We start from the raw sequence: 24,000 nt of genomic DNA, 5'->3' as shown, positions 1-24,000 counted from the left end.
TTCAATAGTTTGACTCTCATTTTCTACTGCTGGCAGTGTAGGGTGTGCTCGGTTCACACCTCGATCACGCGCGTAGCGCGGCGCTCGGTGGTCGTGGGAGTTCGAGCAGGATAGGGACAGGCTTTGACCAGCGGTGACAATTGGGGATTTAGTAAAGTGGCACCGTAATCCAGGGCTTCATACCGCCACCGCTCGGGAGCTCTACCCCTCGTCGTTAGCTGTTTTCGCCTTCCGCTTGGTCAGCAGGTCTTCCATCTCATGGATCAATGCGCGGCCCGCCAAGCCGTCCTCGGTCTTATCTTCAGGGTCCGCCTCGAAGTGCGCCCGCATCCGGTCGGACAAGGACACCAATGCCGCATAACGCTCCTCGCCCAGCTTCTTCCGGACCACCTTCAAGCCTTCGTTGAGTGAGAAGAAAACCGTATCGATGTTCTGATCAACAAAATAGTCATCCATAAAGGTGGGCGATTTCAGCATCATCATTCCAAGGTGGTCCATTATCTCACCAACTGCTTGAGGAACATAAGGCTGATAGGGACGACGTGGCATGATTACCTCGGGGCTTGTTGGGCAGCAGCAGCTCGATCACGCGCCATTCGAAGCCGGTCAGGTCGTATCGGCTCATTGCAAGCTTGAATCAGAAATCGGAGCGATATGAAAGGGGCCACTTGCGCTGGAGAGTTGCAGTCAGACACCTTCCGCTACAGGATGAGCGGCATGTTCAATTACTATCTGATCTCGCCGGGTGAGCGGCCACAATCCATCTCGGTCGGACGCCACCTCTGGGGCAACGACTGCGACTTCGATTCAGACGGAAATGATGATGAAACGCCTGTCGGTGGCTGGACGGAACTGACCGTTGCACTCCGCCCGGAATGTGAAGAGCGCGTCGATGTCGATCCCATCGACGACAAAGAGCCTCTTGTGCTTGAAATCCGTTCAGAATCGGCCGATCTCGCCAAGAAAGCCGCTCTATTTCTCCAGCAACATTCCGGCGGAGAACTCAGCGAACAAGCGCCTCGCTAAACCAATTCCGTTCCATGATTTTTATGGGTTCACGGCCTAGCCCTTGGGCCACGAAATTGAATGCAGTTTCTGCGGCAAACCGTGCATCAAAGAAATAGTGCGCAATTCCCCTATCGGTGCGGGAGAAGGGCTTTGATTGAGCTCGCAGCATTTAGCCACACGATCAGGGAAGAGCACGACATCGTCAAGGTCCGCAAGTGGGCGCAAACAGACATTAGTGCTTACCCCCCGCGCTTCTATTGAGCCGGACCCCACAGTTGCCCCAACCTCAAATCACACCGCTCATCCAGCGCCCCCAAAGCACCCGGCGCAGCGCCCCTGAAAGACGCTGCGCCGGAACGCTTTACATCCCGTCCACGCTCTTGCTGACGAGGATATTCACCGCCACGCGGCGGTTCTGGGCGCGGCCTTCGGGGGTGGAGTTGTCGGCCAGCGGGTCTGCGGTCGCCATGCCGGTGGGGGTCAGCATGCGCCACGGCTTCCAGTGGCACTGCTGCTGCAGATAGTTGATCACCGCGCCCGCGCGCTTTTCGCTCAACGGCTGGTTCACTTCGTCGCTGCCGGTGGAATCGGTATAGCCGACCACCAGCATCAGCGCGTTGTCGGTCGCCTCGGCCTGTGACGCAGCGGCGCAGAGGTCCGCCTTGGCGCGGGGCGAGAGCACGGCCTTGCCGGTGTCGAAATAGACGTTGGCAGTGCTCTTGATGTTGTACTTGTCGATGTCGGCCATGCGGCCGCGCAGCGCCTCGGTGGCGGCGGCCTGTTCGGCAAAGCCCTGCGCCGTGCCGGTGCGGATCATCGCAGCGGTCTTCAGGTCGTTGCCCTTGAAGGTGATCTGGCTGGCGACCAGCCCGCCTTCGGCCTGCCAGGTCTTCACCGTCACCGGCAGGCCATTGAGCAGCGCGTTGGCGCCCAGCTTCGTCTTCGCGCCGAACAGACCCTTGCTCGACCGGATCTGCGTCTCTTCGCTGATGTAAACGACCGTGCTGGTGCCGTCTTCCGCGGTCACCTGCACCTTTTCACCGCTGCGCGCGGTGATGTTGCCCTTCACCTCAGGCCCGGCGACGCGCTGCGCCGGATCGGGCAGGCGCACGCCGTTCACGATGATGCGGCCCTGTGCATCCTGCGATGCGTCCTGCGCGGGCAGTTGCTGATCCTGCGCCAATGCCACGCCCGCGGCCGAAGCCGCCAGCACACCTGCTGCAACCGCAGCGCCGAATTTGTGGGAAATGACCCCCATCTCGAAAATCTCCTGTACCAGTCCCGGTGGCCCCGCCTGTTCGGCGGCACCTTGCACGCAGATGAACGCTGCGGGCAAGTCCGGGAACTCAACGGGCGATCCGGGCGATGGCTGCGGCGAACCGATGGGTGTGGTGGTTAATTCAAGGTGCGTTGATGCTGCCTCACCCCTCCCCGGCAGGGAGGGGCTATGGGTTGCAACCAACGCAACCTGGCATGAGACGGCGGTCCCGGATCAATCTTCGGGCAGCAGGTCGCGCAGGCGGGTCAGCAGCTTCTGGATGTTCAGCGCGGCGTCCTTGAACGTCTCCACGTCCTCGCGCGCATTGTTGCCGCGCGCTTCCTTGGCGGCTTCGACATAGCCTTCCAGATCGACCTCGAGCGCGTCGCACAGCATCTCCAGCTCGTCGGCGGTCACGGTCAGGGTAATCTTGTCGGCCATGGGAATCATACTCGCACTGTGAACCTGTGCGCCTAGGCAAGGCCAGGCGATCAGGCAACCGCCCTCACCCGCTTTCGCCACAGGCTGGATCGCCCTAAAGACGCGTGCATGAAACCCGATGGCAATCCGATTACGCCCGCCGGCCTCGCCGCGCTGCGCGCCCGCTACGATCACCTGCTCGGCACGGAGCGGCCGGCCATCGTCGAGATCGTCAGTTGGGCGGCGGGCAATGGCGACCGCAGCGAGAACGGCGATTACCTCTATGGCCGCAAGCGGATGCGCGAGATCGACCGCGAACTGGCCTACCTCGCCCGGCGGATGAAGGCGGCGCGCGTGGTCGATCCCGCCCGGCAGGAAGATCGCACCCGCGTGCTGTTCGGCGCGACGGTGGAGATCGCGGACGAGGACGACAACCGCAAGGTGCTGACCCTGGTGGGAGACGACGAGCAGGACGCATCGAAAGGCCTGATCGGCTGGAGCGCCCCCATCGCCCGCGCCCTGCGCGGTGCGCGGGTGGGAGACCTGCGCGTGGTGCGCCTGCCCAGCGGGGAAAAGGAGTGGGAGATCATGGCGGTCAGCTATCCGTGAAGCCGCCAGTTTGCGCTGTCCTACACGATGGCCGAAGGGTAAAAGGGCGGTCCATTGCTTGTACCCGTGAAGCGCTCCTGATCGTGAAAAGCGATTGGAAACGCCCTACTGATCGAAACCGATTTTTCCGCAGGACAGTGTAAACTGTGTCAACCTCGCCCCGAATCCCCGGCAGAATCCCGGGCCGTTTCTTCATCATGCGCCACGGGGAAACCGTCTACAACGCCACCCGCACGCTGCAGTCGAACTCGATCCACACCCCCCTCACCCGGCTCGGCTTTGAACAGGCGGTGGCGATGGGACAGGCGCTGCGCCACCATTTGGGTGAGCGGCCGCAGGTGACGCTGCACGTTTCGGACACCGGCCGCGCGCTGCAGACCGCGGCGCTGGTGTGCGAGGAACTGGGGCTGGACTGGTTCGCGGCGCAACGCACCATGGATCTGAAAGAGATCGACATGGGATCGTGGTGCCTCAGGTCCTATGACGCGGTGGAGGCCGAACACGGCCCGATCACGCTGGCCGACCACCTGCTGCGCCCCGCGCCCGACGGGGAGGACTACCCGGCGATCGCCGAGCGGCTGAAGCGCTGGATCGATCTGTTGGGCGATGGCGGCGGCGATCATGTCGTGGTGATGCACGGCATCTCCAGCCGGGTTCTGCGCGGGCTGATGGCCGGGTATCCGCAGCATCCCGAACATGGCGCCCCGATTGCGCCTTCACTGGTGCAGGGATCGATCGCGCTGGTGGAAAACGGGGTGGAGACCGTGCTGTTCGGATCGGAACGCGGGACGGAGCACGCCTGATGGCTGAAGTGATCAACCTGCGGCAAGCGCGCAAGGCCAAGGCGCGGGGTGAGGCAAAGGTGCAGGCCGCCGCCAACCGCGCCCTGCATGGCCGCACCAAGGGCGAACGCCAGCGCGAAGCAATGGACGCCGCCCGCGCCGAGCGGCAGATCGACGGCGCAAAGCGAGAGACCGATGCGAACGACCTATGACACCGCCACCGTGCGGCTCTATCATCTGGGCGACGGGCCCGAGTGCGGATCGGCGGACACGCTGTTCTATGGCCCGCTGGCCGAGGCGCTGGCCATTGCGGCACAGCAGCCCGAGGCGATGCAGGAGGGCCTGTTCATCGCCACCGACAACGACGTGGTCGCCTATCTGGACCTGATCGAGGAATGATGAAGCGACTGATCCTTGCCGCCGCCCTGCTGGCGGGTGCCCTGCCGGCCCAGGCGCGCGACAGTCTGGGCATCTGGAACGATTGGGGCGCGTTTCGCGACATGGGGGTGCCGCGCTGCTACGCCATCGCCATGGCCGTGCCCGTGGTGGGAAAGCGCATTGATTTCCAAGGATACCTGACTGTCGGCACGTGGCCGCGCAAGGGCACGAAGGGTGAGGTGCACGTGCGCCTGTCCCGCCGCCTGGCCAACGATCCGCAAGTGGTGCTGACCGTGAACAACCAGCGTTTCCCCCTGGTGGCGGGGCCTGCCGATGCATGGACCACCGACCAGCGCGCCGACGCCGCGATCATCGCGGCCATGCGATCGGCAGACAACCTAGTGGTCATGGCGCGGGGCGTGGATGGACGCACCTTCCAGGATCGCTATCGCCTTGCCGGGGCAGCATCGGCCATGGATGCCGCCACGCTGGGCTGCGCCCGCGCCTGATCGGCACGAGCGCGCTCAGGATCAGAAGCGCATGCCGACGCCGACCGCCACCTGGTGCCGGTCGGTGTCGAGCCGGAAGCGGCTGCTGTCGGGCGTGTTGCCGTTATAGTCGTACTCGCCCTTGCCGTACTTCGAGTAGCGATACTCGATCTTGCCGTACATGTTCTCGCCGAACTTCTGTTCGACACCGGCACCCACGCGCCAGCCGTCGGTATCCAGCCGTTGACGCTGGCTTACGGTGCCATCAGTGCCCAGCAGGTTGTAACGGGCGTTGGTATAGCCACCCTTCAGGTAGACCAGCGTTGCGGGCGACATGGCATAGCCGACGCGGCCGCCGACATAGATGTCACGCCCGGCCTTCACGCGGCCGAGGTTGAAGGTGTTGGGAACGCCGTTGTTGTTGTCCCACTTGGCAGTGCTGCCGGTGACTTCGGCTTCGACGCCGGCGGTCAGGTTGGTGCCGAGAGCAGCGTCATAACCGATGCCGGCGCCATAGAGCAGGCCGTCGATCGACTGCTTGATGTCGGCGTTGGTGTCGATGTCCTTGGTGCTGCCAGAGCGGTTGTGGTCATAGCCGATGATGGCTTCCACGCGCGGACCGGCAAAGGCCTCGGCCGGGGTGCCGGCTTCCTGCGCCATCGCGGGGGCGGAAACGGCGAGTGCGGCGCCGGCGGCGAGCAGTGCGGTCATGGTCTTCATGGGGGTACTCCGTTCAACAAGGGTTGCCCGCTGGACGGCCCTTCCTTCGGGGGCAGTCCAGCGGGCGGGTTCGGCGTGTCAGAAGCGCACGCCAACGCTGGCGACCACCTGGTGGCGGTCGGTATCAAGGCTGAAACGGCCGCTGTCCGGAATGTCGGCGTTGTAGTCGTATTCACCCTTGGTGTAGTTCGAGTAGCGGTACTCGATACGACCGAAGCCGTGGTTGCCCAGCTTCTGTTCGATGCCCGCACCCGCGCGCCAGCCGTCGGTGTCGAGACGGCGACGCGCCGAAAGACCACCACCGGTCGTTTCGAGGTTGAAGCGTGCGTTGGTGTATCCGCCCTTCACGTAGAGCAGCGTCTTCGGGCTCATGGCGAAACCGATGCGCGCACCGGCGTAGAGGTCTCGCCCGGCCTTCACGCGGCCGAGGTTGAAGGTGTTGGGCTCGCCATTGTTGTTGTCCCAACGGGCCGAGCTAGTGGTGGCTTCGGCTTCGGCACCGATCGTCAGGCGATCGCCGATCGCGGCGTCATAACCGATGCCACCACCGAACACGACGCCGTTGAGCGACTGCTTGATGTCGGCATTCGTATCGATGTCCTTGGTGCTGCCCGAGCGCAGGTGATCGTAGCCGATCACGGTGTTGACGCTGAGGCCGCTGAAATTGCGGGCCGGGGAAACCGAGGGGTCCCCCATGCCGGTTGCGGTGGCGGGCGCCTCTTCCTGCGCAAGGGCGGGCACCGAGACGGCGAGCGCGGATGCGGCAACCAGCGCGGCGGTGATGATCTTCATGCAGATACTCCATCAAGCAATTTGCTGCGCCCCATGGTCACGCCTCAGGGCTGGCAGTCCCCGCAAGAATGACCTGAGGCCCCGCCGGTTTCCTGAACCTGAGACAACAAGAAACTGTGTCTTTTGAGTTACATAAGCATCGACGAGGCGTTGCTTTGACGCGCTGAAGCGGTGGAACCTCAAAGCCCTCCACGGGTTCGCGCGAGGCTTGAAAATCTTGCCCGTGGAACTGGCAGCATACCGGGCAAGCAGCTAGAAAGGTGGCGGAACCAGGAGCAATGCAATCCATGACGGATCGATATGATGGGTTTGCCCCGGTGGCGTCCGAAGAAGCGATCAAACGTGCAGCCGAGACTTTCCGCACGCGCCATGCCGCGCGATTGGAGAACGTCCTGCTGCCTGAATCTGCAGATGCGCTCACCATCTCGCTAGGTAACCAAGCTCCTTGGTCACGGACTTTGAACCAAGGTGACAAGGTGTGGGACCTGGACACGCATACCATGGGGGAACTCGGAGCCGACCGCCTTGCGGCGCTCCTTGAGGCCGTCCACACGCAGGCACGGGACGGGTTCCAGTTCATGTATGACAGCCTGCGCGTGTCTGAGAATCCCGAGGAAAGACACAAACGTGCACTTCCAGTAGATTGCCTGCTTGATGCGCTAAACAGCGATGTGTGGCTGGAGGTTTTCCGCACCCTGACCGAGGAACCCGCCATCCGCCTCGTCGACGGGCAAGCCACGCGTTATCTGCCCGGCCACTTCCTGACTGCGCATGACGACAATGTTCCTGGCAAGAACCGGGTTGCCGCCTATATCCTGTCATTGACCCCCGGGTGGCGAACTGAATGGGGTGGCCTGTTGCAGTTCCACGATGCAGGAGGCGACATAAGTCATGCGCTCTGCCCTCGTTTCAACGCACTACACCTTTTGCGCGTGCCACAGCGCCATTCCGTATCCTATGTGGCTCCGTTCGCCGGGCACGCGCGAATATCGATCACTGGCTGGCTGCGAACCTGACCGCCCCTCTTCAGTGGGTGGCGATTTGCGCCAAAGATCCTATATAGCCCGCCAATATGGACCATCCTGAACACCATCCGTTGCCCGTCGGCATGCCCATCCCGGGCCATATCGATCCCGTTCCCGTGCCGCGCGAAGTGACTGCGCGCGAGGATGGGCGCGTCGACCTCATCGGCCTTCCCCGCAAGCAGATTGCCGAACTGTTCGAGACGGCGGGACTGGATGCCAAGGCTGCGAAGCTGCGCGCCAAGCAGGTGTTCCACTGGCTGTATCACCGCGGCGTGACCGAGTTCGAGGCGATGACCGACATCGCCAAGACGATGCGCCCGTGGCTGGCCGAACGCTTCGTGATCGGGCGCCCAGAGGTGGTGGAGGCGCAGGTTTCCACCGACGGCACGCGCAAGTGGCTGCTGTGCACGGCGGACAAGCAGGACTTCGAGATGGTGTTCATCCCGGATGCCGACCGGGGCACGCTGTGCGTTTCCAGCCAGGTGGGCTGTACGCTCAACTGCCGGTTCTGCCATACCGGCACCATGCGGCTGGTGCGCAATCTGACGCCGGGTGAAATCGTGGGCCAGGTTATGCTGGCGCGCGATGCGCTGGGCGAATGGCCGCGCGGGGCCAATGACACGCGCACGGGCACGATGGCGGGGCTGGACTTCGACGACGAGGACGAGGAAGCCGCCAGTGCCTATACGCCCGACGGTCGGCTGCTGACCAATATCGTGATGATGGGCATGGGCGAGCCGCTCTACAACTTCGACAACGTGCGCGATGCGCTGAAGATCGTGATGGATGGCGATGGCCTTGCCCTGTCGAAGCGGCGCATCACGCTTTCCACCAGCGGCGTGGTGCCGATGATGGCGCGCGCGGGCGAGGAGATCGGGGTAAACCTTGCGGTATCGCTGCACGCGGTGACCAAGGAAGTGCGTGACGAGATCGTGCCGATCAACCGCAAGTTCGGGCTGGAAGAGCTGCTGCAGGCCTGCGCCGACTATCCAGGCGCCAGCAATGCCCGACGCATCACGTTCGAATATGTGATGCTGAAGGACAAGAACGACAGCGATGACGATGCGCGCGAGCTGGTCCGGCTGATCAAGCAATACCGGCTGCCGGCCAAGGTGAACCTGATCCCGTTCAATCCCTGGCCCGGCGCGCCCTATGAATGTTCGACGCCCGAGCGCATCAAGCGCTTCGCCGAGATCGTGTTCGACGCCGGGATTTCAGCGCCGGTGCGCACGCCGCGCGGGCGCGACATCGACGCAGCCTGCGGACAATTGAAAACGGCTGCGGAGCGCAAGAGCCGTGCGGAACTGGACAGGCTGGCCGAAGAAAAGCAGGCGGCCCTGGGGTAATCTCCCGGCCCGCCGGGCCGGGAGATCGTGATGATCAGCTGGCCGAATAGCTGCTGGAAATGCGGAACGTCGTCTGCGCCGCCGCGCCGTTGACATAGCGGACGCGATAGAGCGTGGCCGTGCTGACAGCACCGGTCACGCGCACCGACAGGGTGCCCGCCGATCCGGCAGCCAGTGCCTGCGTCGCGACAGGCTGGTAAGTAGCGCCGGTATCCAGCGACTGATCAATGAACAATGTTCCCGCCTGATCGGCAAAGGCAGTCACGTTGAAGTAGGCAAATTGACCATTGCTGTTGGCCCGGCCCGTGCCGGTGAACGTGGCAGACGCGGCAAGGGCCGTGGTGCTGTCGGTGAAGCCGCTGCCCGTGTTGACCGTTCCGGTTACCGTGACCGACCCGGTGACTGATACCGAACCGATTGCAGACGAACCGCCGGCAAGCGTGACGCCGGTGTTCGGTGCAGACTGCTGCTTCTGGTTGAGCACCACGCTTACTGTGCCGCTGGTATACGTGGATACGCGCGCGCGGACGAAGGCTGCGGACGATGTGAAGGCATAGATGCCGGCAGCGGTGGATGTGGTGGTGGGGCTGGCATTCGCCGCTGCGGCCGAAGTGACCGGAAGCGTCACCCAGTTCACGTTGTCGTTCGACTGTTCGTAGGTGATGGTGCAGGTGGTGCCGGCACTGGTCACATGGAACGAACCGCCCATGTAAAGCGCGTTGCTGGCGGAAACGACCGTGGTGGCGGATGTCACGCTGCCGCTTACCGGACTGCCTTCATTGCAGGCGCGGTAGATGGCCGAGAGCCAGCCGGTTACGCCCGTGCCGCCTGCTGGCATGGCGGTTCCGGTGATCGGTGCACCGGCAGGCTCGATGTTGGCAAGGTCGCTCGCGGGAATGGCGGAAAGGCTGGCGGCGCCGGTCTTGGCCCCAAGCGAAGACGGCAATTGAGCCGAGATGGCTCCGAGGGTGGTGTTGCCTGCAACCTGATTTGCTGACGTAGCGGCGCCTGATGAGAGGGGAAGCGCGGCAGTATCGCTGGCCAGCACCACGGGCAGGCTCTGCGCCATCGTCTTCTGGCCGAGCGATGCGGGCAGCTTGCCCAGCAGACGCTTGGTGAGCGCGATCAGCGAAAAGGTGCCGGTGTCGCTGGTGGCGACCGCATCCGCAGGATCGCCAACGCCGCCGGCGCCGCCCGATGCACCGCCGATCACGGTGACGGGCAAAGGTGTGTCCGTGCTGACCGGCTGAGAGGTGTTATCCGGATTGGCGAATGCGATTGCCGATGCGGAGGCGAAACTGGCGGGAAAAAGTATGGGGGGATTGGGCATGCATGATCTCCATCGAGCCTCCCAGGCCACGGGAGGCGCGATGGAAATAACCTATATGGTTCATGTAGGAAAATGAATAAACCAAAACTGCATGGTCAGCAGCCCGCCTTCCGATATCATCACCGCCTTCCCACCAATCCAGACTCCGTCATCTTCCCGGCTAACGGCAACGCGACCGTCTGCCCCGGTCAAACGTCCCTGCGCGGCGATGTAATCGCAAGCGGCATGGCCGCCTTCGAACAGGTAGAGCGCGACCGAGGCATTCAGGCTGCCTGTTACCGGATCTTCCACCAGCTTCCCCTGCGGATTGGTGAAGAAAGCGCGCACTTCAAAGGCGGCATCGCCACCCGGTTCATGCGCGCCGACAAGGCCGATATCGGTCGGTACGCTGGCCGCAGGCGCCGGTTTCGCCGCGAGCACGTCGATCGCCGAGCGCAGGTGCAGCAGCTTCCACCCCGGACCGTTGCAGGCGTGGACCGCCGCCAGCACCGCGTCCTCGTCCACTCCGGCGATGCGGATGGCTTGTGCGCGCTCTTGCGGGGAAAGCGGCCCCGATCTGATCAGCGGTGGCGCCCTGAACGCCAGGTCACCTGCCGTGTCGCGCACCGTGACCAGCCCGATGCCGCATTCCTGCACGATCATGCCGGGCTGGCGCGGCTCACCTCCAGCGGCAAGCCAGGCTCGCGCCGAGCCCAACGTGGGGTGTCCGGCGAAAGGCAGTTCGCCCGCCTGATAGAAGATGCGGACGCGATAGTCCGCAGCCGGATCGGTGGGCGGCAGCAGGAACGTGGTTTCGGAGAAGCCCAGCCAGCGCGTGAGCGCCAGCATTGCCTCGGTGGACAGGCCTTCCCCTCCCCTGACCACGGCAAGAGGGTTCCCGGTGAGCGGGCGCGAGGCGAAAACATCGACAAGATCAAGCAGCATAGACGCACGGTATTGCGTGTGGGGCCCGTTGCAACCCCTGAACAGGGGAACACCTTATCGATGGCTCGGCACGATTCGTCCCGGAACCCGCATTCCAACGAACCGTTCATCGGGCGTTGTGGATCGGGCGCAGACCTTGCGAGTTGCAGGCCCCGCAGACTTACCAGGGTACCCGATTTCCAAGGGAGCAGTCCTATGAAGAAGACCATCATCGCCGCGGTGCTCGCCGCAGTCGCCATCCCCACTGCCCCGGCACTGGCCGATCCGCCTTCGTGGGCACCGGCGCACGGGCGCCGCGCCCACGAGCGCGCAGAGCGCTGGGACCATCGCAACACCTATTCCACGTATGATCGCTATGGCCGCTATCGCGAACCGCGCCGCATCTCGCGCAATGATCGCATCTGGCGCGGCAATGATGGCCGCTACTATTGCCGCCGCGGCAACGGCACGACCGGCCTGATCATCGGCGCGGGCGTTGGCGCGCTGCTGGGCCGGACGATCGACACCAGCGGCGACCGCGCGCTTGGCACCATCCTGGGCGCGGCGGGCGGTGGCCTGCTGGGTCGCGAAATCGACCGCGGCAGGTTGCAATGCCGCTGACGGGCCCTGCCCGACGGTGAAAGGATGCGCGCACGCCTTGCGGGAACGCGAGGCGTGCGTCATCGTTTGGGCGACAGGGGATCAACGGGTCCGGAGCCGAACCGCCGATGTCGATGTTGCTGCTTGATGCGGCGCTCAAGCGCCTTGTCCGCCAGGGCACGCTCACCCTTATCGAACCGGACGGCAGAACGAGACATTATGGCACCGCCAAGGCGGGCTGGCCGGACCTGGCCATGCGGCTGGCCGACAAGGGCGTGGCGGGCGCGATTGCGCGCAATCCCACCCTGGGCCTTGCCGAATGCTATATGGACGGGCGCCTGTCCTTCGAAGGCGGCGACGTGATGGACTTCGTCTCGTTCATCCGCCGCAACAATCCGTGGGACAGCGGGCGCAGCCTGGACAACCCCGGCCTGATCAAGCGCTGGGCGAAGCGCGCACGGCGACGGTGGGACCAGATGAACCATCGTCGCATCTCGCGCCAGAACGTGGCCCATCATTATGACCTTGATGACCGGCTCTACGACCTGTTCCTTGACAGCAACCGGCAATATTCGTGCGCCTATTGGCCCGAAGGCGTCACCACGCTGGAAGAGGCCCAGGTGGCCAAGATGGACCATATCGCGGCCAAGCTGGCGCTGAAGCCGGGGATGCGCGTGCTCGACATTGGCTGTGGCTGGGGCGGCCTTGCGCTTCACCTGCACCGCGCGACGGGCGTGGAGGTGCACGGCGTGTCGCTGAGCACCGAACAGATCGCCTATGCCCGCACCTGGGCCAAGCGCGAGGGCGTGGCCGACAAGGTGACCTTCGGACTGACTGACTATCGCGATGTCGAAGGACCGTTCGACCGGATCGTGTCGGTCGGCATGTTCGAACATGTCGGCGTGCCGCAGTTCGAAGCGTTCTTTCACAAGTGCCATGATCTGCTGGCGCCCGACGGGGTCATGCTGCTGCACACCATCGGCCGCGCGGGACCGCCGAACGTGACCGACGCCTTCACGCGCAAATACATCTTCCCGGGCGGCTACATCCCCTCGCTAAGCGAGACGATGGCGGCGATCGAGCCGAAGAAGCTGATGCTGGCCGATTGCGAGATCCTGCGCCGGCACTATGCGCTGACGCTGCGTGAATGGTATCGCCGCTGCGTGGAGCAGGAAGCACGGATCGTGCGGGTGTTCGACGAACGGTTCTACCGCATGTGGCTGTTCTACCTTGCCGGGGCGGCGACCGGCTTCGAGGAAGGCGATCTGGTCAATTTCCAGCTGCAGTTGGTGCGCAATCGCGATGCCGTGCCGATCACGCGGGACTATATCCATCGCGAGGAAACGCGTCTGGCCGCTGCGCGCAGCGATCCGGAGAAAGTGGTGCCCCTGCGCGGGCAGCAGTCAGGCTGACGCGGGCATCGGACGGCGCAGGCGCCGCCAGTCGAGCAGGATGCCGCATGTCATGGTGACCATCGCCGGCAGGGCCCATGCGGCCGACAGGTTGGCGAGAAACCGGTAGCGCGCCCCGATCTCGCTCCACGCCAGAAGATCGTTGATGACGGTGAGCGCCTGAAGACCGGCAAACCAAAGTGGCCAGTGGCGGTCTGACCGAAGCGCCAGCCACAAGGCGGCGAACAGGATGAGTACATCGACCGTGCGGTTCAGGTCATCAATCCAGTGCTGCGCCAGCATGAGCGGGCTGAATGCCAGCCCGATCACGCTGGCTGCCAGCAGCATGGTGGCGAACGCCTTTTCAGGCCGCTGGCCCAAGGCGAACGCCACCATCACGTTGCACGACAGGACCACCCAGAACAGCGATACGATCGCAATGTTGATGATCATGTCGCGCCGCCTGTAGTCATGGTCAGATCACGGGAACGCCTTCAACACCCGGAACGGTCTCGCGGGTCGGCGCAAGGGTCATGTAAAGACCACCGGGGCAGCCAAACGAAGTTTCGCGCAGGTTGCTGTGGCTCAGCAGCTTGTTCATCTCGCGCACCGAGGCGGCGAGCTTTGCGCGGCCTTCCACGAGGTGGCCAAGCCCTTCGGCAAGGCCCTGCAGCGCAGGCTGGGTCAGCGGCATGGCCAGCTTGCTCTCGTTGGAGGCCTCGATGAAGCTGGTGGCGAGGCGCATCTGCTGGAGCAGGGCCTGATCGAGGATGCCGCCCATTTCCTGGGCATCGCCGGCAACCACGCGGACGGACGTTTCACGAAGGGTAATCATGGACTTGCTCCGATCTTCGAAGAGTTCGGTACCAGGGACCATGATTATACAGCGACCTTAGACAGCTTCAGAAAAAAGATCAAACCAAGAACAAACGAGATCAGGGTAGATGCCACCATTGTCGAAACGATCATCACCTGCACGATCGCGAAAAGCCTTTCCTTCAACGAAAGGGAGTTACGAATCCCGCCGATGGTAGGGATCCGCACCCTGAAATAGGATTTGCTGTTGGATTGGGGCTGGTCAGGCCGGTCCCCTTGGACCGTTTCGGCCGCCGCCATCGATTCGCGATATTCCAGGTACCAGCGCGCCACGGCATTGCGGTTGGCAAAGCCGAACTGATGCATGGCCGACGCGATGTGATTGTCCACCGTCGATGGCGATATGCCAAGCTCGCGGGCGATTTCCTTCGAGCTCAGCCCCTGCGCCACACGCGCGATGCAATCGGCCTGCCGCTGCGTCAGCCGCGCTTCTCCACTCCGGTCCAGTCGTTCGTCGAGCATAAGCATTTGTCCTTACTCGATCTTACACGAACCATCAGCACCTGCATCTTAAAGTACTGCCAATCTGGAACTATGGTCCGAATCGGAGATATTCTGACCATTCGTTAGTTCGCCCGGAATCCAAGGCATTTTGCGCGCCCTCCGTGCCCGCCTGCCCGCTTATCCGGCCTTTTCCGTCCAATCTCTATCCGATCTCCAGCCATCTGGAGATGACCTTAGGCATTTCCCGTGTCCCTCTAGGGACCCAACTCCACTGCGTATTGGAGAGGAACGATGTCTTACTCGCGCTTGCGAAAGGCGGATTGGCCATAGCTCCGGAGGGTTGCCAAGGGCGTGGGTAGTCCTGGCAGCTGCTATCCGTCGGAGGCTCCACACCTTCGACCCGCCGACCCTTATGCCCTTGCCCATTCCGGGCGGGTGCATTCGCAGACAAGATTGAGCCATCGGGTACACAGCAGCACAGGAGTTGATGGTCGGACGATAACGAGATGGTCAGAGACGACACAGCGTGACCGGGTCCTCCCTTGCCTGCGCACTTCCCCCGTGGAAGGAGCACGGCATGGGGCACCCACACACAGATCGCGCGCTCACTCGCCGAGCCATCCTTGCGCAAGCCTGGCCTATCATGCTGGGGCAAGCGCTGGTTCCACTTGTCGGTATCGTCGATGCGGCCGTGATCGGCCGCACCGGCGATACCGCAGCACTCGCTGGCGTGGCGCTGGGCGCGGCGATCATCAACCTGGTGTTTTGGACCTTCGGTTTCCTTCGCATGGGCCTGTCAGGGCTGGTGGCGCAGGCGGCAGGAGCGGGTCGTCGCGACGAGATCGATGCGTTGCTGCTACGCGGCGTGGCGCTCGGCGTCGGGCTCGGCAGCATCATCCTCGCCTTGCAATCACCACTGACTGAGCTGGCCTTCCTGTTGCTTCCGGGAGCCGGGCAGGTTGGCACACCGGCCCATGCCTTCGTGTCCGCCCGCTTCCTTGGCGCGCCGGCCGCGCTCGCAGTCTTCGCCATCAACGGCTGGCTGATCGGCCTGGGCCGCACGCGCGCCGCGCTGGCGCTGCAGATCGTGATGAATGCGGCCAACCTGCTGATCGATGTTGTGCTGGTCTGGCGCTTCGGGATGGGCGCTCGCGGCGTAGGCCTGGGCACGGCCAGCGCGGAGTGGATCGCACTCTTCACCGGCCTCCTGCTGGCCGTGCGCGTGGGCGGAGCTGCGCCGGTCGCCCTGCTGCGCCGCTCAGGCTGGCGCACGGTGGCGGATTATCGCGCATTGGCCCACCTGTTCGCCGTGAATCGTGACCTGATGATCCGCACGATCGCGTTGCTTGCGCTGTTCACCTGGCTTGCCAACGCCGGCGCACGGCTGGGTACGACCACGCTGGCTGCGAACCATATCCTGCTGCAGTTCGTAAACGTTGCCGCATTCGTGCTCGATGCCTTCGCCTTCACCGCCGAAGAACGCATCGGTCATGCGGTTGGGGCAAGGTCGCCCGAGCGCTTCCGGCTGGCGCTGCGCCTAACCGGCGAATTCACGCTCGCCGGCGGCCTGGTCATGACAGTGTTGACGGTGCTGGCCGGTCCGCTCGCCATCTTTGCCATGACAACCGACGCGCAGGTCCGCGCTGCCGCGCTATCCCTGCTGCCCTTCGCTGCGGCAGCACCCCTGCTGGGCGGGCCAAGCTGGCTCCTTGACGGCGTTTTCATCGGTGCAACGCGCGGACGCGCCCTGCGCGATGCGGCGCTGGTCTCTACGGCAGGCTATCTGGCGCTGGACCTGGCCTTGAGGCCGTGGGGCGCGGTTGGCCTGTGGACCGCCTTCTGCACCAGTTACCTGCTGCGTGCCGGCACCTTGGCCGTTCGCCTGCCCCGCCTGATGCGGGAGGTGGCGGGCGATTGAAGCGCCCGCCACCAGTCCTCACTTAGCCGCGAGTTCCTTCACCAGCGCCGGCGCGGGATAGATCGTCTCCAACGCTTCCTGCACTGCCGCCGTGCTCACCACCACGGTGCGGTTCACCTCCGGCTGATAGCCATAGTTGCCGCCCAGCGAGTGAATGTTGCCATCAAAGGCTGCGCCGATCACGCTGCCGTCCTTGTCCACCACGGGCGAACCGGAATTGCCGCCGATGATGTCGTTGGTGGTCACGAAGTCATAGGGCGTCGTCTTGTCGATCTTCGCCTCGTTGGCGGTATAGGCCTTGGCCAGCACGAACGGCTCCGCCCCGGTGGCGCGATCGAATGCGCCGCCCATGGTCGTCACCGGGGCCACCATCGCGCCGCGCTCCAGCCACCCGGCCACCTTGCCATAGCTGATGCGCAGCGTGAACGTGGCATCGGGGTAGAGCGCATCGCCATAGGCGGCAAAGCGCGCATCGGCCAGCTTGGCCCCGGCGGCGGTCAGCGGCCCCTGATAACGTTCGTCCACCACCTTCTTCAGCTCGCGCTGCCGCGGCTCCAGCTTCAGCGCGTACTGGATCAGCGGATCGTTGCTGGCCCTGATCGCGGCCATGCCGCCTTCCCACAATGCCTTGCGCACTGCCGGGTCGGCCAGCCTGGAGCCTTCCACCAGACGCGCCGCCAAGCCTTCGGGCGATTCCTTGCCAAGCAGCAGCCTCGTATCGGCATCGTCTGCGCCCAGGTATTCACGCGCCTTGGAAAGGCTCCATTCCAGCCAGATCCGCTCAAGCCAGGGGTAAGTGGGCTTTTCATCCAGCACCTGCTTTTCCAGCAGCGGCAGGGCGGAATCGGTATAGCCCGGCTCTCGCTCGGCATTGGGCTTCTCGCGCTCGATCGCCGCCTTCACCAGATCCTCGGCATAACCATAGAGATCGCCCGAAGGCTGGGTGAAGCGATAGGACAGATAGACATCGCGATAGGCCTTCACCGCGCCGGCCACCTGGCCCCACGGATCGCCAATGGCAGCGTTGCCCGCGCTCTTCGCCTTCAGGTCACCCTCCGCATCGGCCAGCGCGTTGAAGAACTTGGGATCGTTCAGCGCACTCTGGCGACCGACATAGACCTTCAGGCTGTTTTCGATGCCGAACAGCGTATCGCCGCCCTCGCGCTTCTTCTCGGGGCTCTGCTCCATGGCGGAGAGAAGCCGTCCGCGCAGTTCTGAAAGGACGCGGTTGGTGATCGGCAACTGCACCTCACGCTGGAAGGCCAGCTGATCGGTGGTGAACAGGCGCTGGGTGGATCCGGGGTTGCCTACCACGAAGGTCGCCTCGCCTTCCCTGGGCGCGCGCGGGTTCCACTTCAGGTACTGCTTCAGCTTCACCGGCTTGCCGTTTTCATAGGCGCGCAGGAACGAGGCATCGAGCGCATAGCGGGGGTAGTTGAAGTTGTCGGGATCGCCGCCAAAGAACGCGGCCTGGAATTCCGGCGCCCACACCAGCCGAACGTCGGAGTACTTGCGATAGGTGTAGAGCTTGTACTGACCGCCGCCGAACAGCGTCACCACCTGGCACCGCATGGTCGCGGTGTCCTTGCAGCCGGCCTTCTCGATCTCCGCGATTCTTGCGTCGCGCGCCTTCACCAGCGCCTCGCCCATGGCGGTGCCGATTGCGGCCTTCACGTCCTTGGTCACATCGGTGATCATGGTCACCACCTCGGCCTGCTGGCCGGGGCACTTGCGCTCTTCGGCGCGTGTCTGCGCGGTGAAGCCGTTGGCGACCAGGTCGCTGGCCTGCGTCGAAAGGTTCTGCGCGCAATCCACCACGCAGTGATGGTTGGTCAGGATCAGCCCGTCTGCTGACACGAAGCTGGCCGAGCACCCCCCGGTCAGGCGCACCGCAGACGCGCGCACATTGTCCAGCCACTTCTGGTCCGGCGCCCAGCCATAGTCCTTGCGCATCTTCGCAGCGGGAAAGCCATCGAAGGTCCACATCCCTTCATCCGCCCGCGCAGGCGCGGCGGCAAGGGGCAGCGAAGCAGCGACAAGGGCAACGGTTACGGCGCGTAGCGACATGGGTCAGCATCCTTCCTGATGGGCCGCATGGGGGTGCGGCGGGATCGGCGCAGGATCAATTGGGCCGATGATGGCCACGGCATGCCGCGATCCGGTTCCAGATGCAACCGGATGATTGCGCAATCGGCTTGCCTTGCCGTGGCCTGCATTCTGTCGCGTAACGGGACGCTCGTGGTTGAGTGATCGACAGCCCCCGCCTTGCCGGGCAGAACACCCCCCGCCAGTCCCTTGCTGCGGAGTTCCCATGGTTCGCGCCCGTCACACCATCCGTTCAGTCATTCTCGACAGCGGCCCCGTCGTCCAGGCGGCCCTCGTCGAACCGGGCACCGATTTCCGCCTCCCGGCTGGCGTTCCAGACCTGACCGTCACCGATGCCCCCGCCACGGGACTTCGTGCCGTGCTGTTCGGCAATGCGCTCAACAACACGATCACCGGCTCGCTGGCGGACGAGACGATCTCGGGACTTGCCGGAAACGACACGATCGTCGGCAACGGTGGCCGCGATGTGTTGCGGGGTGGATCGGGCAACGACGTGCTGGTGGCCGGAGACGGCAATGACCGGCTGGTCGGCGGCACCGGCAACGACACCATGGTCGGCGGGCTCGGCAACGATGTTCTGATCGGCGGAGACGGGAACGACGTGCTGGCCGGTGGCGGTGGATCGGACCGGCTCATTGGTGGAGCGGGCGATGACGATTTCAGCGCCAGCGGACGCGCGAAGGTCACCGGAGGTGAAGGCGCTGACCATTTCCACAACGGCACGGCCGGCGGGTGGCGCTTCATCTACACCTCGGCCGGCGATTCAACCCTCAGCGCGCCCGATGTGTTTGACAACTTCAAGGCCTGGACCGAAGCAGACCCGAAGCACTTTGACGTGATCGACCTGTCCCGCGTGGACGCGGATGCCACGACTGCCGGCCAGCAGCACTTCTCCCTGGTCAACGGCCCCACCGGTACGGCGGGCGATCTCTGGATCATCCGCGGCGGGATCGATGGCGATGCGGGAATCCGCTTCTTCTCGTGGATCTATGGCGATGTTGATGGCGATGGCGCGGCTGACATCTACATCAACGTGCCCACCATCATATCGGACAACAACCTGATCCTTTGATCGTCCTGCCGCCCGGCAACCCGGTGTTGCCGGGGAACCTTTCGGGCGAACGCGGTTGCACCCCCGCCCCCGCCCTGTTACGCGCGCCCCGCGAAATTCAGGCGCGAATGTACGGGAGTCGCCCATGTCCGATATCAAGCGTGTCGTCCTCGCCTACTCCGGCGGGCTCGATACCTCTGTCATCCTCAAGTGGCTGCAGGTCACCTACAATTGCGAGGTGGTGACCTTTACTGCCGACCTCGGCCAGGGTGAGGAACTGGCTCCGGCCCGTGCCAAGGCCGAACTGATGGGCGTGAAGCCCGAGCATATCTACATCGATGACCTGCGCGAGGAATTCGTGCGCGATTTCGTCTTCCCGATGATGCGCGCCAATGCCCGGTATGAAGGCGATTACCTGCTCGGCACCTCGATCGCGCGCCCGCTGATTTCCAAGCGGCTGATCGAGATCGCCCGGGAAACCGGGGCCGACGCCGTCGCCCATGGTGCCACCGGCAAGGGCAACGACCAGGTCCGCTTCGAACTTTCGGCATATGCGCTCGATCCCTCGATCAAGGTGATCGCGCCGTGGCGGGAATGGGACCTCACCAGTCGCACCGCGCTGATCGCCTGGGCCGAACAGCACCAGATCCCGGTGCCCAAGGACAAGCGCGGCGAAAGCCCCTTCTCCACCGACGCGAACCTCCTTCACACCTCGTCCGAAGGCAAGGTGCTGGAAGATCCGTGGCAGGAGACCCCGGACTACGTCTATTCGCGCACGGTGAACCCCGAGGACGCGCCTGACGCGCCTGAATACATCACCATCGATTTCGAAAAGGGCGATGGCGTTGCGCTCAATGGCGCGGCGATGAGCCCAGCCACCCTGCTTGCCGCGCTCAACGACCTTGGCCGCAAGCACGGCATCGGCCGCCTCGATCTGGTCGAGAACCGCTTCGTCGGCATGAAGAGCCGCGGCATGTACGAGACGCCCGGCGGCGAAATCTACGCCCGCGCGCATCGCGGCATCGAATCCATCACGCTCGATCGGGGTGCCGCGCACCTCAAGGACGAACTGATGCCCAAGTATGCCGAACTGATCTACAACGGCTTCTGGTTCGCGCCCGAGCGCGAGATGCTGCAGGCGGCCATCGATCACTCGCAGGCCCGCGTGAACGGCACCGTGCGGCTGAAGCTCTACAAGGGCAGTGCCTCGGTCGTCGGACGCAGGTCGGCCGACAGCCTCTATTCCGAACGCCACGTTACGTTCGAGGACGATGCCGGCGCCTATGACCAGAAGGACGCGGCGGGCTTCATCAAGCTCAACGCACTCCGGTTGCGGCTTCTGGCGCAGCGCGACCGCTGACCTTCTGCGGAGGCGCGATTCACAAAATCACGCCTCCGCAACAGCTTGCAGACTTGTCCACCGCAGACCGCAGGGCCTGTGGATAACTCATGCATTTTTTGCTTGCGCGACTCGGCTCTGAGGCGCAGCTTTTGTCTTGTCGAGACGCGAAAGAGACCCCCGATAGCCAGGCCAACCCCCTGATATCGCTGGAAACTCGAACGCCTCACACCGGTCCTGAAAGTTCATGTTGAAACCGGTTTCCGGCAGCACCTCACGGTGTTTGCAGGAGCGGGGAAGGCATGGCCGAAGCACCGGATCGGTCGCCGGCAATGGCGCCAGCAGGTCCCTGCGCGGAAGGGCGAAAGCCCTCAACCGGCGCAAGACGACGGCGGGCGAACATGCCAGCGGCCGGACCTTTCCGCCCCCGGCGGGATCCGTCCACGCACTGCCTGCAACGGCGGCGCGAGGGGAGCGGTGCATCGGGGAATGGAGGGACCAACGCCCGCCCGGCGTACCGGTCCGCAAGCGATCTTCGCAAGATGACGCGCGGCGAGGCTGGAACAGGCGGCGGACAACCGGCGCAACCGGCCCTTCACGGGCAGGACCGTGACCGAAGCGATGGCCAACGTGCCGCTGCACAAGGTTCCTCCGGAACCGAAGCGCACCGCCAGGGGCCAGATGCGAAGGCACGGGCACCGGACAACCGCCTGCCATCCGGCGGACGACAGTGGGGGCCGGCAGCGATGCCGGCCCCCATTTGCATCCGGCATTGGAAACCGGCCTGGCTGTCAGCCCGAAACCGCCAACCCCTCCGGCACCGCCGGATAAGTCTCCGCCACTTCACCCAGCGCCGCCTTCAGCGGCCCCAGCCACGGCTCATAGGCCTTCCACTGCTCCACCGCGTCCCGGTAGATCGGCTGGCGCACCTGTTCAGAACTCGCCGTGCGCACAGCGCGGTCATTCTTGTAGAACTCCAGGCATCCGGCCTCGAAAGGCAGGCTCAGATAGTCCAGCACCCGCCGCACTTCGGCTTCGGTGTCTTCCACCATGCGTTCATAGATCACCCGGTGCACCGCGCCCGGCGCCGCCGCGTCATAGGCCGCCATCGCCGCCACGTAATCGCGATAGTACCGCCCGATATCGCCCAGGTCATACGTGAAGGTCTGCCCGCGCGCGAAGTGCTGCTTCCATCCGGAAAAGCAGCATGACAGCGGATGCCGCCGCGCATCCACGATCTTCGCGTTGGGCAGGATCAGCTTGATCAGCCCCACGTGCTGCCAGTTGTTGGGCATCTTGTCGATGAACAGCGGCCGGTCGGTCTTGCGATGAACCCGCGTCCGCTCGATGTATTCCTCGCCCAGCCGCGCCCGGTCTGCCGGGGTCAGCGATCGCACCATGCTGGCGAAGTCGGGAAAATGCCCCTCTTCCACCCGCGCCTGCAGCCGCCCGGCGATGATCATCATCTCGGGCAGTTCCATCGTCCCTTCCACCTGCGAATGGCTGGACAGGATCTGCTCCACCAGCGTCGATCCCGATCGCGGCAGCCCGACCACGAAGATCGGGTCCGGCGCCGGGCACCCGCCCTCCCCCATCGCGGCAATGAACGGCGCGGTGAACGTCTCCGCCGCGGCGCGCACCTCGGCAGCAAACTCGTCCGCATCATGCACGATCATCGTGCGCCGCAGCCGGTTGCCCGCGTCATAGTGGCGGAACGAGGCCTCGGTCTGCCTCGCATCCTCATAGGCCTTGCCCAGCGAGAAATGCAGGTGGAACACGTCCTCCTTGCGCTCTTCGGCCTCCGGCTCCAGCGCCACCAGCGCCTGCTCCATCGCCGCGATGTCCTCCGGCCCCAGCTTCACCGTCTTCAGGTTCGCCAGGCTCCACCACGCCTCGCCCATCGTCGGCTGGTGCGTCACCGCCGCGCGATAGGCGTCCACCGCGCCCGGCTGGTCGCCCAGCGTCTTCAGCACGTGGCCCAGGTTCTGCCACACCTGCGGCTGGTCCGGCTGCAGCGTCAGCAGCTTGCGATAGATCGCGCCCGCGCGCTCCTGCTCGCCCAGCCGCACCAGCACCGATGCCAGCAGCAATTCGTGCCCCGGGCTCTTCACTGGCGACCGCACCAGCACTTCCACATGCTCCAGCGCCTCGGGCAGGCGGTTGGTCTGCAACAGCAGGCGGATCAGGAAATCGCGCGCCAGGTCAAAACCCGGGGCCATCGCCACCGCCTTTTCCACCAGATCCAGCGCCGTGGTCATGTCCCCGCGCCGCCACTGCACCTCACCCAGCATGCGCGTGGCCACCGCATCTTCGGGAATGCGCGAAAGCCGCGCGGCCAGCATGGCATTGGCTTCGTCCAGCTCGCCGCCGTTCATCGCCATGGCCGCCTTCAGCAGCTCGGGATCGCGCGAGGCCGCGTGAACGCCGGATAGGTCCGCACGCCATCCGTCCTGCTCGCGCCCTGCCTTGCGCAGTTGCGTGGCAAGCAGGAACCACCCCGTTGAAACCTGCGGCGATTGCCGTGTCAGCGCCTCCAGCGCAGCAATCGCCTGCTCCGTCGCGCCCGCTTCGCTGGCCGCCTGCGCCAGCTCCCACTGCAGCGCCGGCACGCGCGGCTGGCTCTTCGCCAATGCCGCCAGCCTTGGCAGCGCCTCTGCCGCACGGCCCATCCGCCGCAGCGCCTGGCACGCCAGGAATTCCGCCGGTGGCACTTTGCCGCGCGCCAGAATCGCCTCCGCCCGCGCCAGCGCCTGCTCCGGCTGCGCCTCCAACAGGGCACCCGCGCTTGCCAGTTCCTGCTGGATGGAAGGCGCGGCGGTGGTCACGCGCGTGCTCGCGGCAAAGTCATGTGCAGGCCCCGTTTTTCTGTTCGCACCTGCATGATGAAACCGATTCGAACGCGGTGCAACCACCCTTTCAAGCTGTCTTTGCGCACCTGCAAAACAAGGGTGTTGACTCCGTGCTGCATTGCGACATTTTTGAAACTTGGACGACCGTCAAGATGTACGGAAAGCCAAGGGGTACAAAAGTCAAACCGATCTTCTTGTCGCATTGCGGCAGGCCGGGAAACGCATCTCGTTTCTGGGTGCAGGGGCACTTTGCCTGCCGCTGGGAGAACGGAGATCAAGGCCAACCCCGGCCATGCTGCATTGCGGCATGAAAGCGGTTTGGGACCGCACTTGGGAGGGGTCGATCGGGTAAGTCTCGGTTCGGACA

The 24,000-nt window shown here is 64.3% G+C and carries 26 protein-coding genes; 13 read left to right on the top strand and 13 right to left on the bottom strand.

Annotation, left to right across the window (positions count from 1 at the left end):
• Positions 1 to 201 precede the first annotated feature (201 nt).
• Positions 202 to 483, bottom strand: coding sequence for a hypothetical protein (locus POM99_RS16340; RefSeq protein WP_277279552.1), 282 nt, complete (start codon positions 481 to 483; stop codon positions 202 to 204).
• Positions 484 to 502: 19 nt separating this feature from the next.
• On the bottom strand, positions 503 to 625 hold the full coding sequence (locus tag POM99_RS16335; RefSeq protein ID WP_277279562.1) for a hypothetical protein: 123 nt from the start codon (positions 623 to 625) through the stop codon (positions 503 to 505).
• 92 nt (positions 626 to 717) lie between these two features.
• On the opposite strand from POM99_RS16335, the gene POM99_RS16330 reads away from it, so the two are divergent.
• A complete protein-coding gene (locus POM99_RS16330; RefSeq protein WP_277279551.1) occupies positions 718 to 1,026 on the top strand; it encodes a hypothetical protein in 309 nt (102 codons plus the stop codon).
• Between the two features lie 343 nt (positions 1,027 to 1,369).
• On the opposite strand, the gene POM99_RS16325 is transcribed toward POM99_RS16330, so the two are convergent.
• Both POM99_RS16325 and POM99_RS16320 read right to left on the bottom strand, forming a co-directional pair.
• Positions 1,370 to 2,266 (bottom strand): OmpA family protein, encoded by an 897-nt coding sequence (locus POM99_RS16325; RefSeq protein WP_277279550.1) that lies wholly within the window; start codon positions 2,264 to 2,266, stop codon positions 1,370 to 1,372.
• A gap of 234 nt (positions 2,267 to 2,500) precedes the next feature.
• Positions 2,501 to 2,707 carry a hypothetical protein gene (locus POM99_RS16320; protein WP_277279549.1) on the bottom strand — a complete coding sequence of 69 codons (207 nt, stop codon included), beginning with the start codon at positions 2,705 to 2,707 and terminating at the stop codon, positions 2,501 to 2,503.
• A gap of 108 nt (positions 2,708 to 2,815) precedes the next feature.
• Here POM99_RS16320 and greB point away from each other — a divergent pair, with 108 nt between their 5' ends.
• The 5 genes from greB (at position 2,816) to POM99_RS16295 (ending at position 4,964) form a co-directional block, all read left to right on the top strand.
• Positions 2,816 to 3,295, top strand: coding sequence for a transcription elongation factor GreB (gene greB, locus POM99_RS16315; protein ID WP_277279548.1), 480 nt, complete (start codon positions 2,816 to 2,818; stop codon positions 3,293 to 3,295).
• Positions 3,296 to 3,492: 197 nt separating this feature from the next.
• Positions 3,493 to 4,098: a phosphoglycerate mutase family protein gene (locus tag POM99_RS16310; RefSeq protein ID WP_277279547.1), complete on the top strand. Its 606-nt coding sequence runs from the start codon at positions 3,493 to 3,495 to the stop codon at positions 4,096 to 4,098.
• Positions 4,098 to 4,289, top strand: a complete 192-nt coding sequence (locus POM99_RS16305) for a DUF4169 family protein (protein ID WP_277279546.1) — start codon at positions 4,098 to 4,100, stop codon at positions 4,287 to 4,289. Before POM99_RS16310 ends, POM99_RS16305 begins: the two co-directional genes overlap by 1 nt.
• Positions 4,273 to 4,476 (top strand): hypothetical protein, encoded by a 204-nt coding sequence (locus POM99_RS16300; protein ID WP_277279545.1) that lies wholly within the window; start codon positions 4,273 to 4,275, stop codon positions 4,474 to 4,476. Before POM99_RS16305 ends, POM99_RS16300 begins: the two co-directional genes overlap by 17 nt.
• Positions 4,476 to 4,964 (top strand): hypothetical protein, encoded by a 489-nt coding sequence (locus tag POM99_RS16295; RefSeq protein WP_277279544.1) that lies wholly within the window; start codon positions 4,476 to 4,478, stop codon positions 4,962 to 4,964. Before POM99_RS16300 ends, POM99_RS16295 begins: the two co-directional genes overlap by 1 nt.
• Before the next feature lie 21 nt (positions 4,965 to 4,985).
• On the opposite strand, the gene POM99_RS16290 is transcribed toward POM99_RS16295, so the two are convergent.
• On the bottom strand, positions 4,986 to 5,663 hold the full coding sequence (locus POM99_RS16290) for an outer membrane protein (protein WP_277279543.1): 678 nt from the start codon (positions 5,661 to 5,663) through the stop codon (positions 4,986 to 4,988).
• Positions 5,664 to 5,741: 78 nt separating this feature from the next.
• Positions 5,742 to 6,455, bottom strand: coding sequence for an outer membrane protein (locus POM99_RS16285; protein WP_277279542.1), 714 nt, complete (start codon positions 6,453 to 6,455; stop codon positions 5,742 to 5,744).
• Between the two features lie 287 nt (positions 6,456 to 6,742).
• Between POM99_RS16285 and POM99_RS16280 the strand changes: the two genes are divergently transcribed.
• Together POM99_RS16280 and rlmN are read left to right on the top strand one after the other, a co-directional pair.
• Positions 6,743 to 7,471 (top strand): 2OG-Fe(II) oxygenase, encoded by a 729-nt coding sequence (locus POM99_RS16280; protein ID WP_277279541.1) that lies wholly within the window; start codon positions 6,743 to 6,745, stop codon positions 7,469 to 7,471.
• A 92-nt stretch (positions 7,472 to 7,563) separates the two neighbouring features.
• A complete protein-coding gene (gene rlmN, locus POM99_RS16275; RefSeq protein ID WP_277279540.1) occupies positions 7,564 to 8,826 on the top strand; it encodes a 23S rRNA (adenine(2503)-C(2))-methyltransferase RlmN in 1,263 nt (420 codons plus the stop codon).
• A 34-nt stretch (positions 8,827 to 8,860) separates the two neighbouring features.
• Here rlmN and POM99_RS16270 read toward each other — a convergent pair whose 3' ends face one another.
• Together POM99_RS16270 and POM99_RS16265 are read right to left on the bottom strand one after the other, a co-directional pair.
• Complete coding sequence (locus POM99_RS16270; RefSeq protein WP_277279539.1) at positions 8,861 to 10,156, bottom strand: hypothetical protein; 1,296 nt, start codon at positions 10,154 to 10,156, stop codon at positions 8,861 to 8,863.
• 60 nt (positions 10,157 to 10,216) lie between these two features.
• On the bottom strand, positions 10,217 to 11,080 hold the full coding sequence (locus POM99_RS16265) for a PhzF family phenazine biosynthesis protein (protein WP_277279538.1): 864 nt from the start codon (positions 11,078 to 11,080) through the stop codon (positions 10,217 to 10,219).
• Between the two features lie 195 nt (positions 11,081 to 11,275).
• Between POM99_RS16265 and POM99_RS16260 the strand changes: the two genes are divergently transcribed.
• Both POM99_RS16260 and POM99_RS16255 read left to right on the top strand, forming a co-directional pair.
• Positions 11,276 to 11,680 (top strand): glycine zipper 2TM domain-containing protein, encoded by a 405-nt coding sequence (locus POM99_RS16260; RefSeq protein WP_277279537.1) that lies wholly within the window; start codon positions 11,276 to 11,278, stop codon positions 11,678 to 11,680.
• Positions 11,681 to 11,793: 113 nt separating this feature from the next.
• A complete protein-coding gene (locus POM99_RS16255) occupies positions 11,794 to 13,071 on the top strand; it encodes an SAM-dependent methyltransferase (RefSeq protein WP_277279561.1) in 1,278 nt (425 codons plus the stop codon).
• On the opposite strand, the gene POM99_RS16250 is transcribed toward POM99_RS16255, so the two are convergent.
• The 3 genes from POM99_RS16250 to POM99_RS16240 are packed head-to-tail and all read right to left on the bottom strand — an operon-like array spanning position 13,063 to position 14,388.
• On the bottom strand, positions 13,063 to 13,503 hold the full coding sequence (locus POM99_RS16250; RefSeq protein WP_277279536.1) for a hypothetical protein: 441 nt from the start codon (positions 13,501 to 13,503) through the stop codon (positions 13,063 to 13,065). The two genes, POM99_RS16255 and POM99_RS16250, sit on opposite strands and share 9 nt — an antisense overlap.
• 22 nt (positions 13,504 to 13,525) lie before the next feature.
• The gene (locus tag POM99_RS16245; protein WP_277279535.1) at positions 13,526 to 13,885 is read right to left on the bottom strand and encodes a hypothetical protein; all 360 of its coding nucleotides are present in this window, start codon (positions 13,883 to 13,885) and stop codon (positions 13,526 to 13,528) included.
• Between the two features lie 44 nt (positions 13,886 to 13,929).
• Positions 13,930 to 14,388, bottom strand: a complete 459-nt coding sequence (locus tag POM99_RS16240) for a response regulator transcription factor (protein WP_277279534.1) — start codon at positions 14,386 to 14,388, stop codon at positions 13,930 to 13,932.
• A 625-nt stretch (positions 14,389 to 15,013) separates the two neighbouring features.
• Between POM99_RS16240 and POM99_RS16235 the strand changes: the two genes are divergently transcribed.
• The gene (locus POM99_RS16235; RefSeq protein ID WP_277279533.1) at positions 15,014 to 16,288 is read left to right on the top strand and encodes an MATE family efflux transporter; all 1,275 of its coding nucleotides are present in this window, start codon (positions 15,014 to 15,016) and stop codon (positions 16,286 to 16,288) included.
• An 18-nt stretch (positions 16,289 to 16,306) separates the two neighbouring features.
• Here the strand turns inward: POM99_RS16235 and POM99_RS16230 are convergent, their stop codons facing one another.
• Complete coding sequence (locus POM99_RS16230; protein ID WP_277279532.1) at positions 16,307 to 18,355, bottom strand: S46 family peptidase; 2,049 nt, start codon at positions 18,353 to 18,355, stop codon at positions 16,307 to 16,309.
• 244 nt (positions 18,356 to 18,599) lie between these two features.
• Here POM99_RS16230 and POM99_RS16225 point away from each other — a divergent pair, with 244 nt between their 5' ends.
• Both POM99_RS16225 and POM99_RS16220 read left to right on the top strand, forming a co-directional pair.
• Positions 18,600 to 19,466, top strand: coding sequence for a calcium-binding protein (locus tag POM99_RS16225; RefSeq protein WP_277279531.1), 867 nt, complete (start codon positions 18,600 to 18,602; stop codon positions 19,464 to 19,466).
• 124 nt (positions 19,467 to 19,590) lie between these two features.
• A complete protein-coding gene (locus POM99_RS16220; RefSeq protein WP_277279530.1) occupies positions 19,591 to 20,805 on the top strand; it encodes an argininosuccinate synthase in 1,215 nt (404 codons plus the stop codon).
• A 770-nt stretch (positions 20,806 to 21,575) separates the two neighbouring features.
• Here the strand turns inward: POM99_RS16220 and POM99_RS16215 are convergent.
• Positions 21,576 to 23,609 (bottom strand): tetratricopeptide repeat-containing sulfotransferase family protein, encoded by a 2,034-nt coding sequence (locus POM99_RS16215; RefSeq protein WP_277279529.1) that lies wholly within the window; start codon positions 23,607 to 23,609, stop codon positions 21,576 to 21,578.
• Positions 23,610 to 24,000 lie beyond the last annotated feature (391 nt).

This window comes from Novosphingobium cyanobacteriorum (assembly GCF_029436685.1).
Classification (GTDB): domain Bacteria; phylum Pseudomonadota; class Alphaproteobacteria; order Sphingomonadales; family Sphingomonadaceae; genus Novosphingobium; species Novosphingobium cyanobacteriorum.
Note: the sequence above shows the minus strand (reverse complement) of the source record. Positions and strands in the feature narration are given on the sequence as shown.